The following is a 16,000-nucleotide window of genomic DNA, read 5'->3' as shown; positions in this document are numbered from 1 at the left end:
CCATAAGGAATCGAAGGCAGCAAAAGGCTGTCTGCGCAAGACAAACACCTCAGGCACCTAAAGCAACAGGTCGCTCACGGGGTGTTGATCGCACCCGGGCGCATATCGTCGCCCGCTTCCGGCGACGAAAACTCGCTCGCTCGCAGCACGATCCACGCATCGATCGGTGCGGCCCGGCCTCTGACGGCCACGGTTTGACGGTCGTGCCCGGACAGATCGAGGCCCGCCCGATCGGCCAGCTCCGCCGAAATCACGATGTCCGCGTCGAATTCCTTGGCGAGCCCCTCGAGGCGGCTCGCGGCATTGATCGTATCGCCGACCGCCGTCAAACCCATGGCCTGGCCGTAGCCCATCTCACCGACGATAGCGGGCCCAGCGTGAAGCCCGACAACCACTTGAAGCGGCTGGTCGAGCTCGCTCGCGTAGGTCTCGCTGAGATGCCTGACGCCCTCCGCGATCCGCAAGGCCGCGGTGAAGGCCGCTCGTGCGGCTGGCTCGGGCGCCGTACTCAACCCGAAAAGGGCGAGAGCACCGTCCCCGATGAACTTGTCGATATGGCCGCCGGCATCTTCAATGGCCCGGCCCACGACCTCGAAGTAGCGATTGAGAATGAAGACAGTATCGAAGGGAAGGCGACGCTCGGTGAGGCGCGTGAAGCCGCGCAGGTCGCAGAATAAGACTGCGATCTCGCGCTCGCGTCCGCGTCCCGCTCGGCTTTCACCGGCGGGCAGAATGATCCCGCTTCGCGAGGCGGAGAGGACGGGAACGACGGACAGATCGTGCGTCGGTTTCAACTGACAGGCCAGTCTGACATCGGGAGCGGCATGAATTCTCGTCAATGTCGCGCGCTCTTGCAGTGACGCCTCCGGCTGGGCCTCCAGCCCTTCGAGAACCCGCACCCGGCAGGTGGAGCAGCGCCCTCGACCACCGCAGGCGGAAAGATGGGGAAGGCCGGCGATGCGGCTCCCCTCGAGGATACTCATGCCGCGTGGAATGGTGATCACGCGGTGGCCGGGATAGGTGATCCTCACCCGCGTGGCCATTGTTCGATAGGAACGAAAAGCCCGCGCCGCCAGGACGAGGCCGATCAGCGATGCAATCCCCCAATAGAGACCCGTGCGGACGTCGGATACGATGTCCCCGTCATCGGTCTGGGGGACGTAGGTAAACCGATCGGGATCGGCCGCGATCGCCTTGCCCGCTTCGGCGAAGCCCAGCAAAGCGAGGACGGGGACGAGAAGACCGGCCGCGAACAGAAGAAGCGCGTATCGGGGAAACCAGACCTTCGCGCGAAGCCAGAAGTAGATCCCGAGACAGCCGTGGAGCCAGGCCACCAAAAGAGCGATCGCCTGTCTCACGCCGTTCTCGGGAGCCGTGATCCACAAACCGCGGATGACGTCGGGATAGCCGACTTCCCGCCCCGTCAGCGAGAATTCGATCCGGGTTCCCGCCACGTGCGCGATCAAGAGGAACGGGAGGGCCAGTCCTAGGATCAACTGGGCTGCTTCTCGTAACGGCATGCGCAACGTGCGTCGTCGGAACAGCGCCACGAGAGCCAAGACGAAATGAATCAGGAGCGCACCATACAAGAGAGCGGTTCCGATCGGGTTGCGCCAAACCGCGCTGAACCACCCTCGCCCCGCCTCCATCGCGTCGACCGAGACAAGGCCGAGGGCGTGGTTGCCAAAGTGGCTGAGGAGGAAAGCCGCCAGCACCAGACCCGAAATCAGACGGACTTCGCGGAGGCCGAAGGACCAGTTCGTTTCGGCCGTCATATGCCTGTCCGAACTGGTCATGTCCGCACTGTCGTCGAGCGACGGATGCTTTCATTGTCGTTTTTTCGGCACCTCTGACGGCTTTTGCTCACGCCACTTCTCCCATCCGGAATGTGTAGGCGATTCTCGTTTTCGGAGAAGGTCACGATTGCGTGTCGCGGCCGTTGTGGCCGCCGCTTTGACGTGTCTAGATGAGGTGAAGGGCGGTGCAGCGCAGGTGCGGTGATGGCGTATTTTCTATGCAGGCTCGACCCTCCCCGAGCAACATTTCCGACCGATATGTCGGAGGAGGACAGCCGCATGATGCAAGTCCATGCCGTCTATTGGCGAGGTCTCGCCGCGCAAGGCGTCGCTATCGCCGTTGGGCCCGTACTCGATCCGAAGGGCGCTTGGGGCGTAGCAATCCTCGATATCGACAATCGGGAGGCCGCCCAAGGCGTCCTCGCCCACGACCCGGCCATTGAAAGCGGCCTCGGATTCTCGTGGGTTATCCATCCCATGCCGAATGTCATTGTGGGGGCCCACGCCACCACCTTCTGACGATCGGCAGTTGTTAGGCCGCGGCCCGGCTGCCCCGCGCATTCTTGTAAGCACCGTTGATTGCCTTGACGGACCGCTCGATCGCGTTCCAGAGCAACCTCACCTCTTCGGCCGCCGGCGACCCCGGATCGAATTCCTTCGCGGCTTCCCCATAGGCAAGTGCGAGGGAGAAGTCCGCCCGGTTGGTGATCTGGCCCGACCAGACGGGGACGCGCAATTGCGCGAGCGCTCCGCGCGCATCGGCGACGCTCGCGACATCAGTATCGTTCCGTTTCGCCGGCGCCCCGTTGAGGACCACCGCATAGGGTTTACGCTGTTCTCGGGAGATTTCGATCGTATCCTGCACCGCGGCGATGTCGAAGACACTCGGCCGGCTCGGTATCACCACCAGGGTCGCACAGCTGATCGCCTCGACGATCGCGGCGGATTTCGTGGGCGACGTGTCGATGAAAACCCACTCGTAGCCATCTTTCTCGGCCGCCTTCACGATCTCGCTTATTCCGCGACCTCCGCGCTTGATTGCCGGATTTTCCTCCCCGCGCAGCTGATGCCAGAGGGTCAATGAGCCCTGCGGATCGGCGTCGATCAGAAGTGTCGGACGCGAGGGCTTTGCCGCGTGCGCCGCGAGATGGGCCGTCAGCGTGCTCTTGCCGGAACCGCCCTTGCGTGAAGCGAAGACCAAGACGTTCATGCCTGCTCCCGATAGATTTCCTAGAAAATCCTCACTTTTCGAGGATTTACCTTTCCTTAATAACCTTTTGCCGCGCAATAATATACTGGCTGAAAGCCGTTACTCACCACGGAGTCCGGTGGAAAATGGCGCTGGGGAGCGCCTTGGCAAGTAACAAGATCCATCTCCAGAACCCGGGTGTATAGAGGACATCCCGGCGGCGATCGATCCCGCGCACGATCATTTCCGCTACGGCATCTGGCGTGGCCCATAAGGGCCCGCCTTGTCGCAGATGAGCTGTCATCTTGGTCGAGACGAAGCCCGGCCGGATGTCCAGAACCCTGATGTTCGACGCGTGAAGGCGATGTCGCAGGCCCTCTAGAAAGCGTTGGAGACCGCCTTTCGCCGCGCCATAGGCGTAGTTGCTGCGCCGGCCCCGGTCGCCTGCGACGGAGGTGATGACGGCGATCATTCCCGTCCCTTGGGCCTGAAACTTCTCCGCCAGGCGATCGCATAGGATGGCCGGGCTCGTGAAATTCATCAGGATGGTGTCGTGAAGGACCCCGGGCTCTCGCTCAGCCTCGCTTTGCCGCGGGAGAGACCCGTATGCGACAAACGCGACGTCGAGGCCCCCGAACACCCGCCAAGCCCGGTCGACGACCTCTGGCAACACATCGAGCGCCGCCAGATCGGCGGCGACGATGTCCGCAACGGCGCCGGCGAGGGTCAGCCGATCCTGGAGGGCGACAAGAGCGGCCTCGTCGCGCCCGACAAGCACCAGTCGGCCCTTCCGCGATGCCCAAATCTGCGCCGTCGCCTCGGCAATACCGGAGGTCGCGCCGAAGATCGCAATACGCTGGGCCATCCCTTACGCCCCCGGATCAGCCTTCTGCTCAGGCATTGCCGTCGAACGTATAGGCCGTCTTCACCGTCGTATAGAATTCGGCCGCGTAGCGCCCCTGCTCGCGCGGGCCGTAAGAGGAACCTTTGCGGCCACCGAACGGGACGTGATAGTCGACGCCGGCGGTCGGCAGATTGACCATCACCATGCCGGCTTCGGAATTGCGTTTGAAATGCGAAGCATATTTCAGGCTCGTGGTGCAGATACCGGATGAAAGCCCGAACGGCGTGTCGTTGGCGATCTCCAGCGCTTCCTCGTATCCCTTGGCACGGGTGACTGTCGCCACTGGCCCGAAGATCTCCTCACGGGCGATGCGCATAGTATTGTCGACATCAGTGAACAGAGCGGGCGAAAGATAGAAGCCTGGCGTGTCGCGGTTGAGCAATTCGCCGCCGAGCGCGAGCTTCGCCCCCTCCTCACGACCGAGCCGGATATAGGACAGGTCCTGGTCGAGTTGGTTCTGATCGACGACAGGGCCGATCTGGGTGCCTGGCTTCAGTGCATCATCGACGACGATAGCCCTCAGCCGCTCCGCGACGGCATCCACGAAGCGATCGTGAATGCCCTCGGTCACGATCAAGCGCGAGGAGGCTGTGCAGCGTTGCCCGGTGGAGAAAAAGGCGCCGTTGACCGCGCACTCGACCGCGACCTTCAGATCGGCGTCATCGAGGACGACCATCGGATTCTTGCCGCCCATCTCGAGTTGCATCTTCTTCATGGGATCGGATTCGATGCACGCCTGCGCGATCTTGCGGCCGGTCGCCACCGAGCCGGTGAATGAGATCGCCGCGATCTTGCGGCTCCGCAACAGTGCCTCCCCGACGACGGAGCCCTTGCCCATGACGAGATTGAACACCCCCGCCGGCACCCCCGCGCGGGCGATGATCTCGGAAAGGGCGTGGGCGGAACCCGGCACCAGCTCCGCCGGCTTGAACACGACGCAATTACCATAGGCGAGCGCCGGCGCGATCTTCCAGGCCGGAATCGCGATCGGGAAATTCCACGGCGTGATGAGGCCGACGACACCGATCGGCTCGCGCGTGATCTCCACGTCAATGTTGGGGCGCACCGAAGGCACCTTGTCCCCGGCCAGTCTGAGGCATTCACCTGCGAAAAACTGGAAGATCTGTCCAGCGCGCATCACTTCGCCGACGCCTTCCGGGAGGGTCTTCCCCTCCTCGCGCGACAACAGGCGGCCCAGCTCGTCCTTACGGGCGATGATTTCGTCGCCGACGCGTTTCAGGATGTCGTGGCGCAGTTGGATACCTGACCGGGACCAGGCCGGAAACGCCGCGTGCGCCGCGGCGATCGCCGCCTCCGCTTCCGCTGCGCTGGCGCGCGCGAATTCGCCGACAACGTCGTTCGTATTGGACGGATTGATGTCCGCGGCTGCGGCGGCACCCGAGACCCATTCGCCCGCTATGTAATTCTTGGTCATGCCGAAACTTTCTGATTGAGGAGACCGCGCTGAGCGAGGTTCGTCATGAAGGCGCTCAGGCCGAACGTCCAGCGCTCACATTGGTCGCTCGTGCGCATGCGATTGACGAGCGCCCCCAAAGGCGGCGCCGCGATGGTGACGATATCGCCGGGCTTGTGAGTGAAGCCCATGCCCTTCTCGTCGCGATCCTGTGTGGGCGCAAACATGGTGCCCAGGAATAAGACGAAGCCGTCCGGATATTGATGGTTGTCGCCGATGGTCTGCGCGACGAGGTCCTCTGGATCTCGACTGATCCGAGAGATCGAAGACGATCCTTCGAGGGTAAATCCATCCTCGCCTTCGACCGTGAGCGTCACGGTCGTGCGCCGCACGTCGTCGAGACTGAAGGTGTCATCGAAGAATCGGATGAAAGGCCCGATGGAACAGGACGCGTTATTGTCCTTGGCCTTCGACAAAAGAAGTGCGGATCGTCCTTCGAAATCGCGCAGATTGACATCGTTACCGAGCGCGGCGCCGACGATCTCGCCCTTCCCCGATACCACCATCACCACCTCAGGCTCCGGGTTGTTCCAGGTCGATTTCGGATGGTAGCCGGCGTCCATGAAGGCGCCGATGGCGGACAGGGTCGGCGCCTTGGTGAAGACTTCCGCATCTGGGCCGATTCCGACCTCGAGATACTGGCTCCAGGCGCCCTGCGCCATCAGTACGGCCTTCAGATCCATCGCCGCCGGGGAACCGGGCTTCAACCGGCTGAGATCGTCACCCACAAGCCGAGTGACCTCGGTGCGGATCGCCGCCGCCGCGGTGGCATCGCCCCGCGCGCGCTCCTCGATGACCCGTTCGAGCATGGAGACGGCGAATGTCACGCCGGCTGCCTTGATGACTTGCAGATCGACCGGTGCAAGAAGCCACGGCTTCGATGGGTCGCGCCCATCAGGATCGGCATTGGCGAGAATGGCCTCGAAGGCTCCCAGTCGCTCACCCGCGGCGCTCCTGATGATCCTCGACCGCTCGGACCGTGCGGCGAGTTCGCTCATGGTCGCAACCGTCGAGGAGATGTCGACGACCCCATCCGGGCGGATCGCCACGACGGAGGGTCCAATGCCCGGCCGCCAGACGCGGCCCGCCAGAGATCCTTCAAACCCGTCCGCCGGAAGAACGGATGCGAGCCGTTCCTGCGAAGAAAATCGATTCATGTGGTTTTTGTCCCGCGCCATGGCACCTTCGTGCCCGAAGCCTCTCCGTTGATCCGCAAGACCATATAGCCTCCGGGCGCGCGACAGGACAGGAAAAGAAACAGACTGCAGCGCTCAGGCGCTCCAGGGGCTTGGCTCGCCGCGAAACAGATCCGAGGGCCGGTCGACGTCGAACAGTGCGCCGTGTTCGTCGGTCGGAATGAGAACCAGACCGGGGCCTAGCGCCTCGAGCACATGCTTGGCGCCAACGTCGCCCCGCAAGGCGCGCACCCTTGGGAACAGCGAGCGAGAAATGAGAACGGGATGCCCGCGCTGCCCCTGGCACAGCGGCGCCACGGCCAGCGCCCCGGCTCTCAGGATCTGCGCCATTTCGACAGGAAGGTAGGCCGGCACCCGAGGCATGTCGCCGAGGAAGATGAACACGCCTTCGGCCGTGCGCGGGAGGGCCGCAATACCGGTCCGCAGGGAAGCGGCGATCCCCTCCGCATGATCGGCGACTGGAACCACCCTTAACCGGGCCTCCCCATTCCGTTGCGCCCATTGAAGGGATGCCCCCGCGACCTCATCGCCGTTGCCCCCGGACATGACGAGAATACTGTCCACCGGCGCGCGGCACGCGGCATTGAGGGCTCCATGAAGCAGCAAGGCCCCTTGCCATTCGGCGAGAAGCTTGCCACCTCCAAAGCGCTTGCCGGAACCGGCTGCAAGGACGATCGCGTGCAATGTCATAGGCCGGGTCTAGGCTGCATTGACGGCACGAATAGGGCGCAGCCGACGGTATCGCGAACCGTTCAGCACCTGCCGCGCCTCGGCCAGGATGCCGATGGCGACATCCCAAGGCGTATTGCCATCAAGGGAGACCCCGATCGGGGCCTTGAGACGTGAAAGCGCCTCGGGCGACAAACCGGCTGCCAGAAGACGGTTGCGCTTTCCAGGCAACCGTCGCCGGCTCCCGAGAAGGCCGACATAACCGGCAGATGCAGGGAGCGCCGCTATCAAAGCGTCGTGATCGTCGTCGTCCTGATGCGTCGCAACGGCGACCGCCGTCCACGGATCAAGACCGATCGCGGCAAAGGCGATTGCAGGCGTCGTCCGCCAATAGACGATCCCGTCGACCGGCGGCGGTGTTGTCGGTCCCTTCGGTCGAATCAGGTGCACCTCGATACCGGACTGGATTGCCATCGAGGCGAGCGCCAGCGCCACCGGATCATGGCCCACGACGGCGAGACGCTGTCTTGGCTCGTAACTCAGCGCAATCCGAATTTGCTGGATACCGCACACGAATGGATCGAGCTGATTGTCGGGGGTGCAGGATCTCGTAATGCCGTCGCTCGTCCAACGGGCGGGTTGGCGCGCTCTCGTATGGGCGAGAAGATCCGCCACGACCTCGTCGTGAGGCAACAAGCGTTCGAGCAAGATCTCGATCCGCCCCCCGCACGGCAACTGAATGTCGATCGGTCCGCCTTTGCCATAAACGAGCCACCGGGGAACGCCATCGCTCAAGACCGTGCGGGCGTTGCGGACGACGTCGGCCTCGACGCACCCTCCGGACAGGTATCCGCTTGCCGATGACGACGTCACGACCATCTGCGCGCCAACGCCACGCGGCGCACCTCCGCTCGCTGCGTACAACGTCGCCAGCACACACGCCCGTTGCTCCGCTTTTTCCCGCGCGAGTACGGGGCGCGGATCGACCACGAGGCCGAAAAGCGGCCAATCCGTTTGCACCAAAGGATCCCCGTTCGGCATCCCGGCATCGTTCACAGCAGGTTCTCCATCCGAATGGGCAGGTCGCGGATACGTCGGCCGGTGGCGTGGTATACGGCGTTCGCGATCGCCGCATTGGTGCCGACATTGCCGAGCTCGCCGAGGCCCTTGATACCCAGCGCGTTGACCTTCGTGTCCTCCTCCGGAACGAAGATGACGTCGACCTCACCGATATCGGCGTTCACCGGTATGAGGTACTCGGCCAGATCGGCATTCATGTATCGTGCCGCGCGAGGATCGATGTCCGTCGCCTCGTGCAGGGCCGAGCCGATTCCCCAGATCATGCCGCCGAGAAGCTGACTGCGTGCCGTCGTCGGACTGACGATGCGGCCGGCGGCGAACGCCCCGACGATACGCGGAACGCGGATTTCCCGCGTGCGCCGATGAATGCGCACTTCGACGAATTCGGCGCCGAACGCATACTGGATATGGTCTCCGGCGTTCGTGCCCGCTGTCATGACGGGAATACCCTTCCCCAGCAAGGCGTGTCCCGTCAGCTTGATCGCTGTGGGCGCGACGTCGGGCGTGTATTTCGTCGTCGTCTCGACGGGCCCGAACGAGAGCCGTGCCAAGGCCACCTTGAGCGACTCGCTTATGCCATCCGGCGCAGACAGCCGACCGTCTCGCATCCGCATCGCAGCAGGATCCATTCCCGTCAATGGACCGTCTGACTTGGATGCCGCCTCGGCCATTCGTCCCAGCAGCTCCTGGCAAGCGAGAGCCACTGCGTTGCAGATGCTCGCCGTCGCATTCGAGCCTCCAGCGACGGGGGACGGAGGCAGCGTGCTGTCTCCGAGCTCCACATTGACGTCCTCGACGGGAACACCGAGCCCTTCCGCCGCCGTCAGGGCGATAGCCGTATACGCGCCCGTACCGATGTCATGCCCAGCGGTCTGGACCCGCACCGTGCCGTTTGGCGCCAGAGTGACCCGCACCGCCGCGGGAGCGACGTTCGTCGGGTAGCAGCAGGTCGCGCACCCCCAGCCGACGAGCCAATCCCCATTGGTCATCGACCCCGGAGCGGACTTGCGACGCGACCAGCCAAAGGATGCAGCGGCGCGGTCGTAGCATGTCATCAGTGAACGACTCGAATACGGCTTGCCATCGATCGGGCTGACGGCGGTATCGTTGATGCGCCGCAGTTCGACCGGGTCCATTCCCAGCGAAACCGCCAATTCATCCATCGCGCTTTCGAGGGCGAACATGTACGGCACTTCGGGCGGCGAGCGCATGAACCCGGGCGTATTCCGGTCGGCGTGGACGAGATGGACCTTTGTCGCGATGTTCGGGCACGCATACATGAGCGCCGTCGTCTCGGTGCCGGCGACCTTGTACTCGTCGGAGCGCGAGGTCACCTCCCATCCTTCGTGGGTGAGCGACGTCAGTGTGCCGTTCGAATCTGCTGAAATACGGATCCGATGCTGTGTCTCCGCCCGATGGCTCGACACCGTGTAGCCTTGGTCGCGCGTCGCCACCAATTTGACGGGACGATTGAGGCGCTTCGCCGCCAGCGCGATCAAGGACGTGCGTGGCGTCACCGCCGCTTTTCCCCCAAACGCGCCTCCGACGAACGGCGAGACGACCCGCACCTTGTCGGCTTTGAGGCCGAGTTGCGAGGCGACGCCGTTCTTGAGGCCGTGCACGTATTGGCTCGGCTCATAGATCGTCAATTGATCGCCGGACCAGACGCAAGTCGTGGTGTAGAGTTCGATCGGGTTGTGATGCTGGATCGGCGTCGAATACGCAGCGTCTACCTTCACCGATGCGTCGTCGAATGCCTTCTGCGGATCGCCGACTTTGACGTCGTCGCCGGTCAGCGACCATGAACTCGGCCGCGGATGGCGCGGGTCGAATGTCGCGACCGCCTTTCGCTCAACATAGTCGAAACGGATCTTGTGAGCAGCCTCTCGCGCCGCCTCGAAGGTCTCGGCGATGACGACGGCGATGATCTGCCCGGCATGCCATATTTTGGACGAGTCCAGGGGGACCACGCTTGTTGCCGTATAACCGCCCTTCGAGAAGAAGCGTGCCTTGCGGATCTTGCCGTGCATGTTTTCATGGGTGAGAATGTCCAGCATCCCCTCCACCGCCTTTGCCTCATCGAGATGGACGGCTTTGATGCGCCCCCGCGCGATCGTGCTCGTCACGAGGAAGGCGTAGGCACTGTCGGCGACGGCCACATCGGATGGATAGCGGGCGGCGCCCGTGACCTTCAGTCTCCCATCGATCCGGGGAATGGCCTTTCCGATCGTGCCGCTTTCGATTGGCGTCGGCGCGTCCATGTTCAGACCTCCATCTGCGCGGCCTGCATGAGCGCGCGCACGAGGGTTCTGCGGCCCAATTCCGGCTTGTATTGATTGTCGCCCCGAATTTCGGCCATTGCGAAAGCGGCCTCCGCCGCCCGTCGCGCGTTCGCTTCGTCGAGCAGACCACCGCGCAAGATCACTTCAGCCTCACGAGCACGCCACGGGACGGTGGCAACGCCGCCGAGAGCGATACGCACATCCGCGACCCGACCGTCCTGAAGATCGAGCGCCACAGCGGCCGAGGTCACGGCGAACTCATAGGATTCACGGTCTCGCACCTTGACATAGAGTGAACGCCTGGCGACGCGACTTGCAGGAATCCGGAACCCAGAAATGATTTCGCCGGCGGATAGGACCGTTTCCACGTGCGGCGTATCGCCAGGCAGTCGATGCAGCGCGTGGAAAGAAATGTCGCGCTGTCCAGTCGGTCCATTGAGATGAACAATCGCATCGAGCGCGATGAGCGCTTGCGCAAAGTCTCCCGGATAGGTGGCAATACAGTGATCGCTCACGCCGAGCACCGCGTGCATTCTATTGCAGCCGTCCAAGGCGGCGCAGCCGCTACCGGGGTCTCTCTTGTTGCATGCCTTCCAGGATACATCCCTAAAATAGGCGCAACGCGTGCGCTGGAGAACATTGCCTCCCAGCGTCGCCATGTTGCGGAGTTGCGCGCTCGCGGCAAGTTTGAGCGTTTGAGAGACGACGGGATAGCCGCGCTCGATTTCGGGATGGTGGGCGACGTCGCTCATGCGCGCCAATGCCCCGAGCGATGCACCGTCTTCATCGATGCGGATTTCTGACAGGGATGGAGACAGCGGATTGATGTCGACTATGCCCTCGGGCACCATCACATCGAGCTTCATGAGATCGAGAAGCGTCGTTCCGCCAGCTAGATAATGAATCGGTGCATCGAGAGACGGACGATTCGCGGGTCCTGCCGCTGCGATTGCGGAGGTGAGATCTTTCGCGCGCTCGTAAGCGAAGGGTCTCATGACCGGTGCTCCTTCGCCGAATCAAGCACCGCGTCACGCGCGTGTTTGATCGCCTCGACGATGTTCGGATAGGCCGCGCACCGGCACAAATTGCCGCTCATGTACTCACGAATGTCATCATCCGTGTCCGCGTGGCCTTCGGTGACGCAGGCGACGGCCGACATGATCTGTCCAGGTGTGCAGTACCCACATTGCAAGGCATCGTGTTCGAGAAACGCTTGTTGCATGGGGTGGAGGAGACCGTCCTCCTGAGACAGGCCCTCGATGGTTGTGATCGCTTTGCCCGCGGCGCTCGCCGCCAACGTCAGGCAGGACAACACGCGTTTACCGTCGAGATGAACGGTGCAAGCGCCACATTGCCCGTGATCGCAACCCTTCTTCGAGCCGGTGAGGCCGACATGCTCGCGCAACGCGTCAAGCAGGGTCACGCGGGAATCGAGATCGAGGTGGTAATCGCGACTGTTGATCGAGAGGACGATATCGATCGTCGTCGCTTTGCGACGCCGCAATTCGGGCGAAGTCTTCACAGGCGAGAATGTGTCCATCCCTTGTCTCCGTCGGCTGGAGCAATGAGGGATGGTTGCGATAAACCAGCGGGAGCCGGCGACATGTTGAACGGTGTCCACCCTCGAATGGTTATAACCATGAGGGCGAAAGCCGGTTCCCGCCGTGAGAGCAGATACTCGAGCTGTCTCGATCAGCTGGCCTTACGTTTGCGTGTGGCCGCTGCTCTCTTCGCCGAAGCGGAACGTTCCGTGGCGGGTCTTGCCGCAGACGCCGCCCCGCCGCGACGGCCGCCTTTCTTCGAAGACACTTTGGTGTCCTTCTTGCCGCGGCCTGAACCGCTTTTGTTGCCGCCACCCGATTCCTTGTTTACGGTCGCCCACGCACGGCGTTCCGCTTCTTCCCCCGGGACGCCGCGGTCCTCGTAGGAATCCTCGATGTGCTCCGCTTTGCGCTTCTGCTTGTCCGTATAGGACGACTTGTCTCCACGAGACATGCCTGTCTCCTCTTCGTGTCGAAACGTGGATCAACTCCGCGAAATCAACCGTCGGGGGCCAGGCGGGTTCCGTCCCGCTGCGCAGGATATCAGCCGCTGTTGCGAAGGCCGGCTGCAATCCCGTTGATGGTCAGGTGAATGCCCTGCACGACCTGCTCGTCGGCATCGCCGCTGCGGTGGCGTTTGAGCAATTCGATCTGCAGATGGTTCAAGGGATCCAGATACGGGAAGCGGTTGCGGATCGAACGGGCCAGAAGCTGGTTGCCGTCGAGCAGCCCTTCCTGTTCGGTAATCAGAAGCAACTTCTTGATTGTTTCTTCCCATTCCTTACGGATGCGAGGGAAGATCGCGTCGCGCAAAGCGACGTCCTCGACGAGCGTCGCGTAACGTGAAGCAATCGCGATATTGCTCTTGGCGAGCACCATGTCCATGTTCGACAGAAGCGACTGGAAGAACGGCCACTCGCAGTTCATTTCCTGCAACAGGGCCATCCCGTTGTCGGGGTGGGCTTTGAGAAAGGCCGTGACTGCGGCGCCGAAACCATACCAGCCCGGCAGCATGAGCCGGCATTGCGCCCATCCGAACACCCATGGGATCGCGCGGAGATCCTCGATCCTGCGCGAGTTGGTGCGCGACGCCGGCCGGCTTCCGATGTTGAGATTGGCGATTTCGCCGATGACGGTCGATTCCCAGAAATAGCGCTCGAAGCCTTCGGTCTCGTAGACGAGATCGCGATAGGCGCGGTAAGCGCTGTCCGACAATTCCTCCATCGCTTCGAGATATTCCGGACGCGGTGCCGGCTGTCCGGTGTGGAGGAGCGACGCCTCCATTGTCGCCGCCGCGAGGATCTCCAGGTTTCTGCGGCCGAGCTCCGGATTCGAATACTTGCCGGCGATCACCTCGCCCTGTTCCGTGATGCGGATTGCGCCCTGCACGGCTCCGCCAGGCTGGGCCAGGATAGCTTGGTAGCTCGGACCGCCGCCGCGGCCCACCGAACCGCCACGACCGTGGAACAGGCGCAGAGCGACACCGTGGCGCTTGAACGTATCCACCAGCTCGATTTCGGCCTTGTAGAGCTCCCATCCCGAGGTCAGGAAGCCGCCGTCCTTGTTGCTGTCCGAATAGCCCAGCATGACCTCCTGAGCTTTCCCACGGCTCTCCACAAGTCTCATGTAATCGGCCAGGCCAAAGAGGGCGTCCATGACGCCGCTGCAGCTCTGCAGATCGGAAATGGTTTCGAAGAGCGGGATGATGTTGATGTCCATCTCGCCGTCGGTCGGACGCAGGAGTCCCGCTTCCTTCAACAGAAGGGCGACTTCGAGCACGTCGGAAGGATCGCTCGCCTTAGAGATGACGTAGTTCGGGACAGCGGCCTTTCCATAGCGGCGATGGGCCGATGCGGCTTCGCGGGCAATGGCCAACTCCGACATCGTCTCGGCGGAGTACTCGAGGTAGGGCGACGTCAGCAGGCGCGGTGTGCGCAACTCTTCCAGCAGGAGCTTGACGCGGGCTTCTTCGTCGAGACGACCGTAGCCGGTGCCCGGGGCCGCCTTCTCGAACATTTCCGCGACGACGCGTTCATGCACGTCGGAGTTCTGGCGAAGATCGATGCTGGCGAGATGAAAACCGAACACGTCCACCGCCCGCCGCAGGCGCCGCAGACGGCCTCGTGCGAGGGCCCCCGACCCGTTCGCGACCAGCGAGCGATGCAAGGTCGCTAGATCGGCGGAGAACTCCTCCACGGTCGCGTAAGCCGGCGCGTCTCCGACCGGGTGGCGCACCACGTCATCGTATCCAAGATCGAGCGCCGAGGTGGCGAGGCGTGCATAAATACCGGTGATCGCGCGGCGATAGGGTTCGTCCTGGCGGTGGGGGGAATGATCCGGCGAGATTTTCGCCAACGCCTGGACTTGCTCGGAGACGGTCACATAGCGCCCATCGAGAGACAACTCACCGCCTAAAAGATGCAACTCGTCGAGGTAGAAACCGATGGCGCGTCGGCTCTGCAGCAGCAACGCCTGGCGCAGGGTTTCAGCGGTCACGAATGGATTGCCGTCCCGATCGCCGCCGATCCAACTTCCCATGCGGAGGAACGACGGCAGTTCCACGTTGTCCCAAGCCGGATCGCCTGCGCTCAGTTGATCTTCGAGAGAGGCATAAAGGCGCGGCAGCTCCTTGAGGAAGGTGTAGTCGTAATAGGACAGGCCATTCATGACCTCGTCGATCACCTTGAGGCGGGTGCGCCGCAGGATGCTCGTTTGCCAAAGGGTAAGAACGGCCCGACGCAAGGCCTCTTCGCTCGCCGTCTCCTCCTCGGGAATCTGGCGCTGCCGGTCGCGCTCCGTCAAAAGCTGCGCCACCTCCATCTCGCGGTCGATGGTACTCTTGCGGCGGACCTCGGTCGGATGGGCGGTCAGAACCGGAAAGACCGAAGCGGAGGCAAAGAAGGCTTGAAGTTCGGATTGCGACACGCCCGCTTCGCTCAGAAGCTTGAGCGCCCGCGCCAGGGTTCCCTCGCGAGGGGCAGATGCCGCCAGGGCATGCGCACGTGACCGACGCACGTGATGCTGGTCTTCGGCGATATTGGAGAGGTGCGAGAAATAGCTGAACGCCCGAATGATCTGGTTGCTGCGTCCGCGCGAGAGGCTGTCCAGCGTCGCCTCAAGTTCCTGTCGCGCGATCTGATCTTCGTCGCGATGGAAACGGATCGACGTCTGGCGGATGCGCTCGACGATATCGAACACCGCCTCGCCTTCCTGGTTTCGGATCGTGTCTCCCAAGATGCGTCCGAGAAGGCGAATATCGTCGCGAAGAGGCAGATCCTTCGCCGGAATGTCGGTGGATTGAATGACGGACACGAAACTTCAGCTTTCATGGAATGCAGAATGGAGCCGGCTGCGAATAAACCCCCTGCCCGCCTCCACGGCAAGTCCGATATTGCAGCGCAGCAATAAGCACCGCCTCCGCGAGCGTTCCTAGGCGACGGCCCAATGCTCCGGATCTTCGCTCTGACCGATCAGGGCCAATCCATAGGCGATCGATTCGAATTGATCGGCCGAGGTAAGCCTGTCCTCTCCGAATCGATCCAGGAACAGGCGCCTGATGGCCGGAACGAACGACGTCCCGCCCGTGAGGAAGACCCGCTCGATCGCGTCCGGTCTGACATTGGCCTTCTTCAGCGACTCGTCGATGGTGTCGGCGATCCGCGCCACATCGGGCGCGATCCAGCTTTCGAAGTCCCGACGGGAGATCTGGCCCTTGATGTCAACGCCTTCGCTGTGAAAGTGGAATTCCGTCTCGTCCGCACCCGAAAGAGCGACTTTCGCACCCGAAACGGCTCGGTAAAGGGCGAAGCCGAGATCGTATTCGATGATATCGATGAATTGCTCCAAGGGGTGCGGGTCGATGGCAAACC

At 62.8% G+C, this 16,000-nt stretch carries 14 protein-coding genes; 1 reads left to right on the top strand and 13 read right to left on the bottom strand.

From position 1 onward, the window contains the following. Positions 1 to 74: 74 nt before the first annotated feature. Positions 75 to 1,775, bottom strand: coding sequence for an adenylate/guanylate cyclase domain-containing protein (locus tag AC1DT3_RS00705; protein WP_477463298.1), 1,701 nt, complete (start codon positions 1,773 to 1,775; stop codon positions 75 to 77). A 225-nt stretch (positions 1,776 to 2,000) separates the two neighbouring features. On the opposite strand from AC1DT3_RS00705, the gene AC1DT3_RS00700 reads away from it, so the two are divergent. Continuing rightward, complete coding sequence (locus tag AC1DT3_RS00700) at positions 2,001 to 2,315, top strand: YciI family protein (protein ID WP_477463297.1); 315 nt, start codon at positions 2,001 to 2,003, stop codon at positions 2,313 to 2,315. 13 nt (positions 2,316 to 2,328) lie between these two features. On the opposite strand, the gene AC1DT3_RS00695 is transcribed toward AC1DT3_RS00700, so the two are convergent. The 12 genes from AC1DT3_RS00695 to AC1DT3_RS00640 all read right to left on the bottom strand — a co-directional run. Continuing rightward, a complete protein-coding gene (locus AC1DT3_RS00695; RefSeq protein WP_477463296.1) occupies positions 2,329 to 3,006 on the bottom strand; it encodes a nucleotide-binding protein in 678 nt (225 codons plus the stop codon). 103 nt (positions 3,007 to 3,109) lie between these two features. Beyond that, the gene (locus AC1DT3_RS00690) at positions 3,110 to 3,850 is read right to left on the bottom strand and encodes an SDR family NAD(P)-dependent oxidoreductase (protein ID WP_477463295.1); all 741 of its coding nucleotides are present in this window, start codon (positions 3,848 to 3,850) and stop codon (positions 3,110 to 3,112) included. A 28-nt stretch (positions 3,851 to 3,878) separates the two neighbouring features. After that, on the bottom strand, positions 3,879 to 5,324 hold the full coding sequence (locus AC1DT3_RS00685) for an aldehyde dehydrogenase family protein (RefSeq protein WP_477463294.1): 1,446 nt from the start codon (positions 5,322 to 5,324) through the stop codon (positions 3,879 to 3,881). After that, the gene (locus AC1DT3_RS00680; protein ID WP_477463293.1) at positions 5,321 to 6,520 is read right to left on the bottom strand and encodes a fumarylacetoacetate hydrolase family protein; all 1,200 of its coding nucleotides are present in this window, start codon (positions 6,518 to 6,520) and stop codon (positions 5,321 to 5,323) included. The genes AC1DT3_RS00685 and AC1DT3_RS00680 overlap by 4 nt, the downstream gene beginning before the upstream one ends. A 114-nt stretch (positions 6,521 to 6,634) precedes the next feature. Then, complete coding sequence (locus AC1DT3_RS00675) at positions 6,635 to 7,249, bottom strand: nucleotidyltransferase family protein (RefSeq protein WP_477463292.1); 615 nt, start codon at positions 7,247 to 7,249, stop codon at positions 6,635 to 6,637. A 9-nt stretch (positions 7,250 to 7,258) separates the two neighbouring features. Beyond that, a complete protein-coding gene (locus tag AC1DT3_RS00670; protein WP_477463291.1) occupies positions 7,259 to 8,269 on the bottom strand; it encodes an XdhC family protein in 1,011 nt (336 codons plus the stop codon). An 11-nt stretch (positions 8,270 to 8,280) separates the two neighbouring features. Continuing rightward, positions 8,281 to 10,569, bottom strand: coding sequence for a xanthine dehydrogenase family protein molybdopterin-binding subunit (locus tag AC1DT3_RS00665; RefSeq protein WP_477463290.1), 2,289 nt, complete (start codon positions 10,567 to 10,569; stop codon positions 8,281 to 8,283). A gap of 2 nt (positions 10,570 to 10,571) precedes the next feature. Continuing rightward, entirely contained in the window at positions 10,572 to 11,585 is a 1,014-nt protein-coding gene (locus AC1DT3_RS00660) for an FAD binding domain-containing protein (RefSeq protein ID WP_477463289.1), read from the bottom strand. Then, complete coding sequence (locus AC1DT3_RS00655) at positions 11,582 to 12,130, bottom strand: (2Fe-2S)-binding protein (protein ID WP_477463288.1); 549 nt, start codon at positions 12,128 to 12,130, stop codon at positions 11,582 to 11,584. The genes AC1DT3_RS00660 and AC1DT3_RS00655 overlap by 4 nt, the downstream gene beginning before the upstream one ends. 152 nt (positions 12,131 to 12,282) lie before the next feature. Beyond that, positions 12,283 to 12,585 carry a plasmid stabilization protein gene (locus AC1DT3_RS00650; protein ID WP_477463287.1) on the bottom strand — a complete coding sequence of 101 codons (303 nt, stop codon included), beginning with the start codon at positions 12,583 to 12,585 and terminating at the stop codon, positions 12,283 to 12,285. 89 nt (positions 12,586 to 12,674) lie between these two features. Further along, positions 12,675 to 15,443 carry a phosphoenolpyruvate carboxylase gene (gene ppc / locus AC1DT3_RS00645; RefSeq protein WP_477463286.1) on the bottom strand — a complete coding sequence of 923 codons (2,769 nt, stop codon included), beginning with the start codon at positions 15,441 to 15,443 and terminating at the stop codon, positions 12,675 to 12,677. 117 nt (positions 15,444 to 15,560) lie between these two features. Next, on the bottom strand, positions 15,561 to 16,000 hold a 440-nt coding region (locus tag AC1DT3_RS00640), incomplete at its 5' end, for an Hsp70 family protein (protein ID WP_477463285.1).

The organism is Microvirga sp. P4_G7, assembly GCF_056401005.1.
The sequence above is the reverse complement of the archived record's forward strand: the minus strand, read 5'-3'. Positions and strand labels throughout refer to the sequence as shown.

What these genes read in the sequence shown, in the direction of transcription:
- AC1DT3_RS00705 (WP_477463298.1), bottom strand. Translation starts at nt 1,775, where the DNA reads ATGACGGCCGAAACGAACTGGTCCTTCGGCCTCCGCGAAGTCCGTCTG.
- AC1DT3_RS00700 (WP_477463297.1), top strand. Translation starts at nt 2,001, where the DNA reads ATGGCGTATTTTCTATGCAGGCTCGACCCTCCCCGAGCAACATTTCCG.
- AC1DT3_RS00695 (WP_477463296.1), bottom strand. Translation starts at nt 3,006, where the DNA reads ATGAACGTCTTGGTCTTCGCTTCACGCAAGGGCGGTTCCGGCAAGAGC.
- AC1DT3_RS00690 (WP_477463295.1), bottom strand. Translation starts at nt 3,850, where the DNA reads ATGGCCCAGCGTATTGCGATCTTCGGCGCGACCTCCGGTATTGCCGAG.
- AC1DT3_RS00685 (WP_477463294.1), bottom strand. Translation starts at nt 5,324, where the DNA reads ATGACCAAGAATTACATAGCGGGCGAATGGGTCTCGGGTGCCGCCGCA.
- AC1DT3_RS00680 (WP_477463293.1), bottom strand. Translation starts at nt 6,520, where the DNA reads ATGAATCGATTTTCTTCGCAGGAACGGCTCGCATCCGTTCTTCCGGCG.
- AC1DT3_RS00675 (WP_477463292.1), bottom strand. Translation starts at nt 7,249, where the DNA reads ATGACATTGCACGCGATCGTCCTTGCAGCCGGTTCCGGCAAGCGCTTT.
- AC1DT3_RS00670 (WP_477463291.1), bottom strand. Translation starts at nt 8,269, where the DNA reads ATGCCGAACGGGGATCCTTTGGTGCAAACGGATTGGCCGCTTTTCGGC.
- AC1DT3_RS00665 (WP_477463290.1), bottom strand. Translation starts at nt 10,569, where the DNA reads ATGGACGCGCCGACGCCAATCGAAAGCGGCACGATCGGAAAGGCCATT.
- AC1DT3_RS00660 (WP_477463289.1), bottom strand. Translation starts at nt 11,585, where the DNA reads ATGAGACCCTTCGCTTACGAGCGCGCGAAAGATCTCACCTCCGCAATC.
- AC1DT3_RS00655 (WP_477463288.1), bottom strand. Translation starts at nt 12,130, where the DNA reads ATGGACACATTCTCGCCTGTGAAGACTTCGCCCGAATTGCGGCGTCGC.
- AC1DT3_RS00650 (WP_477463287.1), bottom strand. Translation starts at nt 12,585, where the DNA reads ATGTCTCGTGGAGACAAGTCGTCCTATACGGACAAGCAGAAGCGCAAA.